The organism is Sphingobacterium multivorum (assembly GCF_039511225.1).
GTDB lineage: Bacteria > Bacteroidota > Bacteroidia > Sphingobacteriales > Sphingobacteriaceae > Sphingobacterium.
The window spans coordinates 1,805,863-1,818,971 of sequence record NZ_CP154261.1; the positions used below are offsets into that span (position 1 = coordinate 1,805,863).

The following is a 13,109-nucleotide window of genomic DNA, read 5'->3' on the forward strand; positions in this document are numbered from 1 at the left end:
CGGGAGATTATGAAAGCAGAGAAATATAGCTATCGAAAAAACTACGGCCTATTATTGATGTTTTTCATCGTGATAAGCGGGTTGTATATATTTGCGCTTTTTCTATCCCGCAATTATACAGAATCGCATATTAAAAATGAATTCACGAATCGTAAATCAGAAATATTTGATCAGACTTTAATCCCTTTCAATGATTTTTTTCAGAATAGAATTCCTGAAGTTTCTTTCTATCAGGGCTTTTTGGATTCAGTTCAGGCTGGGAAATATGCGTATAGTATATTAAGCTCGTACCCATTTGTTCGAGAAATCGGTTTTTTTGATTTGCAATTTAATAATGATCACAATCTGAACTATGGTTTTATTGTTAATAATCTTAGAATTCAGCCGAAAACCATAACCTTTTTTACCGTTTCCCGCTCCGGGCTGAATAAGAATACGATTCGAGACCGTGGGCAGATGGGCTTGCATTCTGAGGAAATTAATAATATAGGTGTCAAGTTGGCAACTTATATTGATAAATTGCAACCGAATGCCAAGCTTTCTGATAAGGATATTCTGAAGGTTTTTTATACCATAAGACCCGGACAGATTACCTATCTGAATATCCCAAGGGTTAATGACTTAATTGTCTATAAGTCCATTATGGAAGGTAATTTGGATCATACTGTGGGCTATGAACAGGACATGTTTAATTTTCAGATCGATCCAATGTATCTGGAAGTAAAAAATAGCTATTCAAATCTTTATGAGAAAGTTGAAATAGTTCCGTTGGTTGGCGCTCCGATCACGCCGGAAAATGACGAGATTTCAACGGAGATGCCTTTACCTGGAGCCTTAGCTGACTATAAACTCCTTTTTAGATCGAGTAAAAGTTTTCTGTCAAAAGAGATAAACCGCAGTTTTTGGCCCGTATTGGGCGGTGTATCCCTGATTTATATTATTTTAATTGCAATCTTATATTTAATTTATAGAAATTTAGAAATTAACGGAAGACTTTTTAAATTGCAGTACGATTTCATCAATAATCTTACGCATGAGTTTAAGACGCCTGTGAGCGTTATTAAGATTGCTGGAAATAATATTAAGAGTGCTCAGGTGCTCTCTGATGAAGAGCGGAAAATGTATGGAAATATATTAGATCAGGAGGCAGACCGATTAAATAACCTGATGAATAAGCTATTGTCGTTTAGTCAGATCGAAAATAAAACCATAAAATTAAATAAAGAAGAAGTTGATTTGGAGGAGTTTACCGAAAATCTAGTAGCTTCATCAAGAATAAAATATTCGGATTTCAAGATTAGCACAAAAATTGATGTAAGGACATCGATGCTTGCGGATCCGGTGCTATTGAGCAGTGTGTTTCAAAATATGATCGATAATGCCTATAAATATTCGAAAGCGGGGCATAAAATCTTGGATATTGCGATACAACAAAACAAGAAGAATTTTGTTATCACTTTTAAAGATGAAGGAATAGGTATTGAGAAGGCTGAGTTTAACAATATCTTCAAAAAGTTTTATAGAATAAAAAGTCAATATAATCAGCAAGGAAGTATCGGTTTGGGGTTGGCTTTCTGTAAGGAGATTACTGAATTTATAGGCGGTGATATTACAGTAAAAAGCCAATTGGGACAAGGGACCACCTTTACCTTGGTATTTCCGGTTTAAAAATAAATTTAAATATGAATAAAGACATCACAGTTGCTGTTATTGAAGATGATGAGAACTTACGTTTCTTGGTAAAACATCGATTGGAATCTGAAGGCTATCAGGTCATTCAAAGTGGAAATGGGAATGAAGCGGAGAGTTTGATTTTGGAGAAGAGACCAGATGTGGTTTTGTTGGATTGGATGCTTCCAGGAAAAGAGGGCAACGAGATCTGTGAAGATGTCCGTAAAGCCGGCTTTGAGAATATCATTATCATGATGACAGCTAAATCTCAGGATGTGGACAAAATTGAAGCCTATAGCTTTGGTGTGACTGATTACATTAGCAAGCCCTTCAATATGGATGTGCTTATTGCTATGATTGATAATAAGGTGAAATTTTTCTTACCTAAAAACAGTCCCGAAGTATATAAATTTGGTCAGACGGAGCATCACCCTAACATCCATTCCTTGATACGTGACGGAAGGAAAGTGGAGTTGACCATCTTGGAGAACCGTATTTTACTTCATTTTCTGCAAAACTTAGGTCGGGAAATTACGCGTGAAGAGTTAATGGAAGTTGTCTGGGGATATAGTTCAAACGTCAACACACGTACCTTGGATATGCATGTGGTTCGTTTAAGAAAAAAGATCGAAACCAATCCAGATAAGCCACATTATCTACAGACCGTACGGGGGCTGGGATATAAATTTGTTGATGAGGAAGAGATTTAATTATATTTAACAGGTAAGAATTTGTTTTGTTGAAAACAATTATTATCTTCGTATAGATTCGAAGCAAGACCATGTTTCCCGACGAGGGTAATATGGTCTTGTTTCTTTTTTAAAATGTAGAAAATAAGAAAAAAGATAAAATTATGGCAGAAGTAACTTATTTTACGGAAGAAGGATTGCGTAAGCTTAAAGAGGAATTGGCTTATCTGAAGACGGAAGGAAGATCTAAAATTGCCAATGCTATTGCAGAGGCAAGAGACAAGGGGGATTTGTCAGAAAATGCAGAATATGATGCTGCTAAAGAGGCTCAGGGGCTTCATGAGGCTAAAATTGCCAATTTGGAGAATACCTTGGCTACAGCTCGTTTAATTGATGAGTCCAAATTGGATACATCCAAAGTTTTGGCTTTATCTATTGTTAAGATTAAGAACAAGAAGAATGGTGCTGAAATGACTTATCAATTGGTTGCGGAGTCAGAAGCGGATTTGAAGTCTGGTAAGATTTCTGTTAAGTCTCCTATCGCTCAAGGTTTGTTGGGTAAATCAAAAGGTGATACAGCTGTTATTGAAGTGCCAGCAGGTAAAATTGAATTCGAAATCGTAGAGATTTCAAGATAATATATGTCGGTTATGTGCGGTATGCCATAACCGTACATCCACAAATTAACTTTATATTAAGAAGGTCGTGATGTAGTAATCGCGACCTTTTTTGTTTATATTTGTTGGCAGTAGAAGAACAGGGTGTGATAAATCTGCAGTTAAATTTTTAATTGCTAACATACCAAAGGCTTTGCATTTTAAAGTCTGTTGTTTGCTAATTATTGTTTAAAAGATTTATTCCAAGATTAGAATAATATGTCGACAATTTTTTCAAAAATCGTTGCTGGGGAGATTCCAGCTTACAAAGTTGCAGAAAGTAATGATTTTCTGGCTTTTTTGGATATCAGCCCATTAGCGAAGGGGCACGTTTTGGTGATCCCTAAGAAAGAAACAGATTACATTTTTGATATAGCGGATGATGAATATATGGCACTTTGGGTCTTTGCCAAGATTGTTGCTCAAGGTATTAAAAAGGTAATTCCTTGTGTAAAGGTCGGTGTAGCAGTAGTTGGCTTGGAGGTGGCTCATGCACATATACATCTGGTACCAATTAATAAAATTAGCGATTTAAATTTTGCTGGACCTAAGCTGAGCTTGTCTAATGACGAACTTCACGAAATTGCGACCACTATTCGTGAGTCTATCGTCGGTATAACTGCTCAAAATCAATAATTAGAAAAGATTATATTACACTTGATTTACGTTCGTTTTTTAGAAGAATGCTATATTTGTACTTTGTTGTTTCAAATTTGTACAAGGATAAGCGTAGGATTTGTTCTAAAAAAGGAACGCAATATTGATTTTTACTAAAGGTTATGCATGAACTTTTGTTGTCATTTCAACAATTATTAAATCCCGAGGAGTTATTGAGCTCTGGTGGATTTTATCTGGTTATCTTAATTGTATTTGCTGAGACGGGTCTATTTTTTGGATTTTTTCTACCTGGTGATTATTTATTATTTCTTGCAGGATTGTTTTGTGCGCTAAATAAAATTGATGTTAACATTTATACGCTTTGTTTGGGCTTGTTTGTTGCGGGAGTTTTAGGGAATTTTACAGGGTATTGGTTTGGTTATCGAGCGGGGCCAATGTTATTTAAGCGAAAAGATAGTTTCATCTTTAAGCGAAAATATGTGGTTATGGCCGAAGAGTTTTACCATAAATATGGTGGAACAGCTTTAATTATAGGGAGATTTGTTCCAATAGTTCGTACTTTTGCACCTATCTTTGCCGGTGTCGTAAAATTAGATTTTAAAAAATTTGTTCTATATAATGTTGCAGGGGCTGCCATTTGGGTACTAGTGTTGACCCTTTCGGGATATTTCCTCGGTATTGAGTTCCCTTGGATTATACATTATGTAGAATATGTTGTCGTTGGAATGATTGTAATTGCCTTTTTGCCAATTGCAATAACGTTGTTAAAAAAGCGTATAAAAGATAAAAGAAACAAACAAAATATACAGTAAATTAAAAAATGAGTAAACAAAACCCTTGGCACATGGTTTCTCCAGGTGAGAACGTTCCACATGCCGTAAATGCTATCATTGAGATTACAAACGGATCCAAAGGAAAGTATGAATTAGACAAAGAAACTGGTTTGCTGCTTTTGGACAGAGTAATGAGTTCATCTGTCGTTTATCCTGCTAACTATGGTTTTATCCCACAGACTTATTGCGACGACAAAGATCCGTTGGATATTTTAGTCATTTGTTCAGTGGATATTTTACCATTGACATTGGTTGAAGCACAGGTTATTGGTGTGATGAATATGGTTGATGGTGGAGAACAAGATGATAAAATTATTGCGGTAGCTAAAAATGATCCCGTTTTTAATTACATTAAAGATATTGATCAGTTACCTCCGCATACGATGAAGGAAATTGTACAATTCTTTGAGAGTTACAAAGCGCTTGAAAAGAAACATGTCATTGTTGAGGGTGTAAAAGGACGTGAAGAAGCACAAAGAATCTTGATCGAGGCTATCGAATTGTACAAAAAAGAATTTGTTAACAAATAACCCCAAGCATGGCGCTCGATATATTTTGGACATTGTTTTTAGTATTGGCGAACGGCTTTTTTGTCGCGGCAGAGTTTGCTATTGTCAAGGTCCGAGTCTCCCAAATTGAAGTTCAGGCAAAAACAGGTAGCAAAGTTGCTACAATAGCCAAAAGTATAACGGAGCATTTGGATGGTTATTTGGCCGCTACACAATTGGGTATTACACTTTCTTCGCTCGCCTTGGGTTGGGTAGGAGAGGCTGTAATGACCCAAATTGTGCAGGGGGTTCTAGGTTTTTTCGGTGTTGAATTGACAGGTACAATCGCGACAAATGCAGGGCATGTATTGGCTTTTACAATTATTACTGTGTTACACATTGTATTTGGAGAGCTTGCTCCTAAATCAATTGCGATTCAAAAACCCGTTGCGACAACGATGAAAATTGCAGTTCCACTGCAATTTTTCTACTTTATTTTTAGACCATTTATTTGGATTCTAAATGGTTTCGCTAATTTCCTATTGAAGATTTTGGGATTTGAAGTCACTAAAGGTGAATCTGCGCACTCTTCTGAAGAGTTGCAATACCTTTTGGATAAAGGTAAAGAATCTGGTGCTTTGGATATCTCCGAGCACGAGTTGATTAAAAATGTATTTGATTTTAACGAACGTATCGTTAAGAATATTATGGTACCCCGTACCAAAATTGTGGCTGTTGAAGTTACCGCTGATGCCTCAGAGCTAATTGAAACTATGACTGAAGAGGGGTATTCTCGTCTTCCAATTTATGAAGATAACATTGATCAAATCGTTGGTATTGTACATACAAAGGATATTCTTCCCCTCTTAGCCAAGGGAAAGGAAGTTGTCATGAAAAATATCATGCGCAAGCCCTATTTCATTCCTGAAACGAAGAAGATTAATGATTTAATGGCTGAATTTCAGCAAAAGCGTCTACAGTTGGCGATTGTACTGGATGAATTTGGGGGGACAGCAGGTATGGTTACCTTGGAGGACATTGTTGAGGAGCTGGTAGGTGAGATTCAGGACGAATATGATGAGGAAACTCCAGTTGTTGAACGAATTTCTGAAACGGAATATATGGTCGATGCGGGAGCTAGTATTCATGATGTGAATGAGTTTCTCCCTATAGAATTGCCGGAGAGTCAAGATTACGATACGATGTCGGGTTTGGTGAGTGAGATTTTTGATAAAATTCCTGAAGTAGGCGAGCGGAAGGAAGAATATGGCTACGTATTCACTATTATCCGGAAAGCCCAACAGAATATTGAGTTTGTCAAATTGGAATTGGTCGAATCGGCCGATGATGATACAGAAGAATAACATAATAGCGCTAATAAATGCAGTTATTTTTTACACCGGATTTAAATCCTTCGTTAGAAAATTTTATCCTTAGTGAGGAAGAAAGTAAACATGCTATTCGCGTGCTTCGTATGAATACTGGCGATCATTTACATCTCATCGATGGTCGTGGTGGTTTATACGAAGCTCAAATTATTGACCCTCATCCCAAACGTACCGTTCTTACTATTTTAAATGTTAAGGAAGACTTTCAGCAGCCGAGGTATCATCTACATATCGCTGTTGCTCCAACGAAGAATATTGATCGTATAGAATGGTTTTTAGAGAAGGCAACTGAGGTTGGCATTCAGGAAATAACTCCAGTTATCTGTGAGCATTCTGAGCGAAAAGAGGTAAAATTAGATCGTCTGAACAAGGTGGTTGTTGCAGCCATGAAACAATCATTGAAAGCCTATCTTCCCAAACTTAATCCAGCAGTATCGTTTAAGCAGTTTTTGAGAGATATTCCAACAGAAGGTGTTCAAAAAGCAATTGCACACTGTGTTGATGCTGAAAAAAAGTATTTAAACCAGGTTTTGGAGCCTTCGCAACATTATATTATCCTCATTGGTCCAGAAGGAGATTTCTCTGAGGAGGAAATTGATTTGGCACTACAAATGGGATTTCATCCAATTTCTTTGGGAGAAGCCCGCTTAAGGACCGAAACGGCCGCTTTAGCCGCATGTATGGAAGTTTCGCTGTTGAATAGATAAAATAAGCCGCTGATTTGGTTTAGCAAATTGGCTTTGAGGAATGAGTTTGCAAAACCCATTTGATCGTTCAAATGGGCGTTAGTTTATTTTACTGGTTCCGCGTCTACAATTTGAATCTCGGCATTTCCCTTAAGTGGGTCTTTGGTAAAGATCATTTTCCCTCTTAGTTTAATCGGATCTTCGGAAAATTTTATCGCACTACCTTTTAACGTTACTTCAACCATGGGTGGTATTCCGTTGGATCCACAGAATTGGCATTGCATCACGGGTAACACAGACATCATAAAGTTTTTATGGTTACGACCACTGTGAAGAGGAACCATGTAACCCGGTAATTCAACTATTTTATTTTCCAGGGCTTTAAGTTCTTTGGGATAGAATGGAGTATATACTTTCTTTGCTCCATTGTAAGTTACTTTATAAGCCATCTTATCAATCGCTTCCCATGTTTTGTTCATCATGGGCGTATGGTCCGGAACATCTGGATTACTGCCTATTTGAGCCTGTGCTTGTATGGTACAAAATATTATAAATAAGAATACTGTCAGTGTTTTTTTCATGTGTTATGCTATTGTTTTGTATCAAGAAGCTGTTCGTCTATATTTTACGTTATCCTGCCTAGAGGTCAAACTGCTCTTCTTGTTGCGATCTTTTTTGTAGTGTATTGATCTTAGTTAAACTTATTTACTTGATAGCGTTCCAGAAATACTTGTCCTGTAAGCTTTGATTGCTGGAATGATTGCTGCGAAGATACCGATTATACAAGCAACAAACAAAAATACCAATTCTTTGGGATGGAGTTTAAAGGCCTCAATAAAATCAGCGCTTTGACTCGTCTGGTTACTGATATAGTAAAGTGCCAAATGCGCCATTATAAGCCCAATTAACCCACCAATAATGGTAATTGTAAGTCCTTCAAGGAGCACAATTGCAAAGAGTTTTCCTTTGGAGGCTCCAAGCGTACGCATGATGGCAAGATCGTATTTACGTTGCTTTAATGCATTATATAGGTTAATAAAGACACTTAAACCTGCAATAAACATAATTACATAAGCTAGTATGGATAAGGAATCTATCCCTACACCTAATAAAGAGAATAGACGTGTACTTTCCATCGCAGGGGATGCGGCCTGCATATCGGTTTGTTGATCGATCAATTTTGGTAAAATTCCGATCGCCGCAGGAGATTGATATTTGAGTAGGATGGCGGTTATTTCCAACCCATTTTGCTTGACCATATCAGCGCCAATAGACTTCACAAACATACCTTCTTCCTCCTGTTCATGATGGTCTTCCTGGTCGTGCTGTCCTTTTTCATCCATTTCGACAGGAGAAGATGGATTTTCTGCTATATCTTCGCCGTGGTGGTGGAGGTGCGCGTTGACGGTTTCTTCCCGGTCTTCCTGACGTTCGCGCTGCTCTTTCTCTGCTGCTGTTTCATGATGCTCATGCTGATGTGCAATACCATGTACATCCCAAACACTTTCCAAGTTCGTCAGTATTAAATTGTCGGTAACGTTATTATTGTGTTTTAAAATACCGACAATGGTAAAAGGATGTTCATCATGATGGTGACCATCTTTGCTCAAGCCATGTGAACTATGGATCTGATCGCCAATTTTTAGCTGTTGTTTTTTGGCAACTTGATCACCAATGACTACTTCAAAATTATTTTGCCAAATACGCCCCTCGGCTACAGCGGTTTCGTAAATAGCTAAGAATGATGAGTCTGTTCCAACAATGCGGTGACCTTTAAAATTGTCGCCTAAAGATAAGGGGACTGCAAGCCGAACAAGTGGATTTTGGCGTAGTGGCTCCAGTTCGTCTAGTGGGATATTACCGGTTGGATTGTCGATATGATAAACACTGGATAAGATTAACTGAAGTGGACTTCCCTTGGCCCCGACAACTAAATCTATATTTTTACTGTTATTGTCAAGTTGCTTTTCAAAAGTTTCTCCGGTAATTGAAAGCACGGCAAGGATGGAAATTCCAAAGGCCGTTAACAGTATGCTGAGAAAGACCGATCCAAACTGTCTACTTATATTTTTCCAAACCAATTGTATCGTGTTCATAACAAATTTTAAAAATTAAGGTTGATGCCTAAATAAAGTAAAACAATTATTTTAAAAGGTACATTTTGGAGAACTGATCTTTTATTCTCTTGTCGTGTGTTGTTATCAGTAAAGTTGATCCTGCAGTATCAGCTATCGATAGGAGAAGTTCTAATACCCTGTAGGTATTGTTGTCGTCCAAAGCGGCGGTAGGTTCGTCAGCGATTAACAGGGCTGGCTTATTGATGATACTACGTGCGATAGCGGCCCGTTGTAACTGGCCGCGGCTCAATTCGTTCGGATAGGCATTACTTTTTTGATCTAATTGTAGTTGCGTTAGTATGAAATGTATTGCACTAGGATCTATTGTTTTTCCTGCTAAAGACTGCGCCAACTTGATGTTTTCCAAAAGCGTTAGATTTCTCAGCAGGTGTGCTTCTTGGAATATAAACCCGATATATTGGGCACGAAACTGATCCAATTTGCTGTTTGATAACAATGCTAAATCTTGGCTATTTATCTTGACCTGACCAGTTTCTGGTCGTGACAATCCGCCTAATATATTCAGCAGTGTTGTTTTTCCGGAACCTGAATCCCCCAATAACAGCGTATGCTGACCTTTCTCGATATGGATATCTGGAAATTCAATTGGCCTTGAATTGGGATACTGAAATGATAACTGTGTTGTCGATACGATTGGAGTGCTCATGCGGATCAGAAATTGAAAATATATTCAAACTTAGATAAATTGCTTTTTATATGCAATATAATTGCAATTATATTGCATATAAAAAGCAATTTACTGCGGTGAGTTAACAGCTGTAATGGAAGATGATCGTTCTCTTTTAACCAGAAGTACCAGGTCGCTATGTAAACCCATTACATGGCATTCATTAAGGTATAAATTAGAAAAATAACCTATTGTGTTAATAAATTAAGTGCTTAATAATTTTATTACACTTCTTTAATATAATCTCTCTGGAGACTGCCCAAATACTACGCAAATTGGTCATAAATACTCTTTTTTACTGAAAGTCGAGGAAAACTGGCTATAGGTAACATTAAATTAACAGCTGATTGATGTAATGGTAATTTGTTGTTAATGTTAATCTAATATTCTGCTAATAGCTTTGCAGAAACAAAAAACAAATAAATTGGAACCACAATTACAACTTAGAAGAATCGCTGCAGTCGTAACGCTAGCAGTAGCTGCGTCAACAACAGTTTATGCACAAGGCAGTGGAAAGGTGGCGGGTAAAGTAACAAATGTCAAAACAGGTGAAACAATCACGGGTGTGACAATTAAGGTGATCGGTACGGCAAGAGTGGGGAGTTCGGATGTGACTGGTAATTATAATATTCCTGCGGTACCTGCGGGGAAGTATACATTGGAGTTTAGTTATGTAGGCTTCGCTACTAAGCAAATTACTGATGTAGAGATAAAGGACAAGGATGTTACAACGCTCGATGTAGTACTTGATAATACTGGGGGAACTGTATTGGATCAGGTTGTTGTTACGGGAACTTTCAAAAAGGAGTCGATCAGCGCTTTATACTCCCAGCAAAAAAATAGTGCTAGAATTTCTAGTGGTATTTCGACCGAACAGATTAAGAGAAGTCCAGATAGAAATACGTCTGAGGCAATTAAGCGAGTAAGTGGTGCTAGTATTCAAGATAATAAATATGTTATTGTAAGGGGACTAAGTGATCGTTACAATTCAGCGATGTTGAATAACGCGATTTTACCCAATACAGAAGTAGATAAACGTGCATTTTCTTTTGATATCATTCCTTCAAATTTAATTGAATCAATCGTAATTAATAAAACTGCGACGCCAGATATCCCTGCTGATTTTTCTGGAGGTGTAGTTCAAGTAAATACAAAGGATTTTCCAGAGAAAAATTTCTTTGATGCATCCATAGGTACATCTTATAATACACAGTCTACATTTAAAGATTTTACCTCAGCAAAAAGGGCTGGTGGTGAAGTGTTTGGTTTTGCAGGAAGTGACCGTGAAATTCCTAAAGGTTTTCCTTCCACAAAGGATTTTCAATCTTTACAAAATAATTCAAATGAAATTTTTGAATATTCTAAATTATTTAAAAACAATTGGGGTTATGATACGAAAAAGTCGACATTAACCCCGAATTTTCAGCTGAATTACGGTTCCACTAAAAATTTTAAAGATGATTCTAAATTTGGAGCCATTTTCTCTTTGACTTATCGTTACGACCAAAGGAAGCGAGAGGCAGACCAAAAGGCATACGTAGGCCAGTCATTGCCAGAGGTATTCCATGACGATCAATATAGTTTCAATACAAATTTAGGAGCCCTTGCAAACTTCGCGTATTCTTGGAAGTCAAATAAAATCTCTTTTAAAAACTTATACAATCGAATTTTAGAGAATCAATTTACGCTCCGTGAAGGAAAAGATGATTCGGGTAGTGAATTTTATCGCACTGGAGACTATCTATTACAGCGGTCTATTTTAACAAATCAATTGTCTGGTGAACATATCCTTTCAGATAAAAGTAAATTAAAATTGGATTGGTCCTTGAATTATGGTCGTACAGATAGAGATGAGCCCGGTTATAAGCGGATGGAATATTCAAAAGATGGTATTGCATCGATTTCTGCGACCAGTTCATCCACCGCAGACAGAGCAGGTAATTTCAACTCAACAATGACTGAGAATTCGTATGGCGGAGCTTTAAATTTGACATTACCGATCCGTTTATTCTCGGAAAATGACAAATTAAAAGCAGGTTATTTCAATCAGTTACGTGATAGAAATTTTAATGCAAGGGTGATAGGATTTATTCGAAATGGAAACTTTGATGCGAGTTTGTTGAAACTACCGCAAGACAAAATTTTTGATCAAGCCAATATTCGTCCAAACGGCTTTATACTCAATGAAATAACCAACGGTGGTGATCATTATGATGCGAAAGCATTTTTAAACGCAGGCTATTTGATGTATGATGGACTTGTGATGGAGAAATTAAGGGTAATTGCTGGAGCGCGTCTTGAGTCATATAATTTAAAATTGAATAGTGAAGATAATGGTAATCCAGTAGGTGTTGACACAACGACAATATCTCTACTACCTTCGTTGAATTTAATCTATAATTTGGATAGCAAGCAGAGTTTTCGCTTTGCAGCTTCACAAACGGTAGGAAGACAGGAGTTCAGGGAAATGGCACCTTTTCCATTTTATGACTTCAATAAAAACATGAACGTTCGCGGAAATCCTAATTTAAAACAATCAAAAACATCAAATTTTGATTTGGGATATGCGTATTATCCAACAGCTGGTGAAGTTTTATCGGTGGGAGCATTTTATAAATATTTTGAAAATCCGATCGAACAAGCTTTACAGTTAGGAAACTCAGGCCGTTCATTTAATTATACCAATTCAAAGTCTGCAGATGTGTTTGGAGTTGAAGCAGAAGTAAGAAAAAATCTAAAATTCATTGATGAGCGATTGGATAATTTTGTCATCAATGCGAATGGATCATACATTTATTCGAAAGTTATTGTTCCAACTACTGTAAACTCGACAGGTAAACGAAAATTGCAAGGACAATCGCCTTATTTAATAAATGCGGGATTATCGTATACGACCAAAAATCCAAATACGACAGCGATTACACTCTTATATAATAGAGTTGGACCGAGAATATGGGCAATTGGTAACGCTGAAGATCCAGATATTTACGAATATTCTAGAAACATTCTTGATCTACAATTAGCGCAAAAATTTGCAAACTCCAGAGCCGAAGTAAAATTGAATTATAGTGATATTTTAAATAATAAAGCTTATTTCTATCAAAAACCAAAAGGTTCAGATCCGAATGCAGCATTTAATAAAAATACAGATAATATCAATAGAGCTGAAAAATATGGGTCTACTGTGTCTCTTACGCTCTCCTATAAATTTTGGTAGTATAGTGTTAATTCATAAATACTTAACATAGCGTTAATTGTATCGTTAAATTAAATTA

The 13,109-nt window shown here is 36.9% G+C and carries 12 protein-coding genes; 9 read left to right on the plus strand and 3 right to left on the minus strand.

Annotated features, from left to right (window positions below; translation table 11 throughout):
* The first annotated feature begins 9 nt into the window (after positions 1–9).
* The 8 genes from AAH582_RS07425 to AAH582_RS07460 all read left to right on the plus strand — a co-directional run bounded on the left by AAH582_RS07425 (position 10) and on the right by AAH582_RS07460 (position 7,050).
* On the plus strand, positions 10–1,668 hold the full coding sequence (locus AAH582_RS07425; RefSeq protein ID WP_343321715.1) for a sensor histidine kinase: 1,659 nt from the start codon (positions 10–12) through the stop codon (positions 1,666–1,668).
* A gap of 14 nt (positions 1,669–1,682) precedes the next feature.
* Positions 1,683–2,381, plus strand: a complete 699-nt coding sequence (locus tag AAH582_RS07430; protein WP_046674214.1) for a response regulator transcription factor — start codon at positions 1,683–1,685, stop codon at positions 2,379–2,381.
* A 143-nt stretch (positions 2,382–2,524) separates the two neighbouring features.
* On the plus strand, positions 2,525–2,998 hold the full coding sequence (gene greA, locus AAH582_RS07435) for a transcription elongation factor GreA (RefSeq protein ID WP_046674213.1): 474 nt from the start codon (positions 2,525–2,527) through the stop codon (positions 2,996–2,998).
* A gap of 237 nt (positions 2,999–3,235) precedes the next feature.
* Positions 3,236–3,652, plus strand: a complete 417-nt coding sequence (locus AAH582_RS07440; RefSeq protein ID WP_046674212.1) for an HIT family protein — start codon at positions 3,236–3,238, stop codon at positions 3,650–3,652.
* 143 nt (positions 3,653–3,795) lie between these two features.
* Positions 3,796–4,446, plus strand: coding sequence for a DedA family protein (locus AAH582_RS07445; RefSeq protein ID WP_046674211.1), 651 nt, complete (start codon positions 3,796–3,798; stop codon positions 4,444–4,446).
* Between the two features lie 8 nt (positions 4,447–4,454).
* Complete coding sequence (locus AAH582_RS07450; protein WP_046674210.1) at positions 4,455–4,997, plus strand: inorganic diphosphatase; 543 nt, start codon at positions 4,455–4,457, stop codon at positions 4,995–4,997.
* Positions 4,998–5,005: 8 nt separating this feature from the next.
* Positions 5,006–6,319 (plus strand): hemolysin family protein, encoded by a 1,314-nt coding sequence (locus tag AAH582_RS07455; RefSeq protein WP_046674209.1) that lies wholly within the window; start codon positions 5,006–5,008, stop codon positions 6,317–6,319.
* A 17-nt stretch (positions 6,320–6,336) separates the two neighbouring features.
* Positions 6,337–7,050 carry a 16S rRNA (uracil(1498)-N(3))-methyltransferase gene (locus AAH582_RS07460; protein WP_046674208.1) on the plus strand — a complete coding sequence of 238 codons (714 nt, stop codon included), beginning with the start codon at positions 6,337–6,339 and terminating at the stop codon, positions 7,048–7,050.
* Positions 7,051–7,133: 83 nt separating this feature from the next.
* Here the strand turns inward: AAH582_RS07460 and AAH582_RS07465 are convergent, their stop codons facing one another.
* The 3 genes from AAH582_RS07465 to AAH582_RS07475 form a co-directional block, all read right to left on the minus strand.
* The gene (locus tag AAH582_RS07465; protein ID WP_046674207.1) at positions 7,134–7,610 is read right to left on the minus strand and encodes a hypothetical protein; all 477 of its coding nucleotides are present in this window, start codon (positions 7,608–7,610) and stop codon (positions 7,134–7,136) included.
* Between the two features lie 120 nt (positions 7,611–7,730).
* Complete coding sequence (locus tag AAH582_RS07470) at positions 7,731–9,125, minus strand: ABC transporter permease (RefSeq protein ID WP_343321716.1); 1,395 nt, start codon at positions 9,123–9,125, stop codon at positions 7,731–7,733.
* Positions 9,126–9,171: 46 nt separating this feature from the next.
* Entirely contained in the window at positions 9,172–9,813 is a 642-nt protein-coding gene (locus AAH582_RS07475) for an ABC transporter ATP-binding protein (RefSeq protein WP_343321717.1), read from the minus strand.
* Positions 9,814–10,258: 445 nt separating this feature from the next.
* Between AAH582_RS07475 and AAH582_RS07480 the strand changes: the two genes are divergently transcribed.
* A complete protein-coding gene (locus tag AAH582_RS07480; RefSeq protein ID WP_343321718.1) occupies positions 10,259–13,051 on the plus strand; it encodes a TonB-dependent receptor in 2,793 nt (930 codons plus the stop codon).
* The last annotated feature ends 58 nt before the right edge of the window (positions 13,052–13,109 follow it).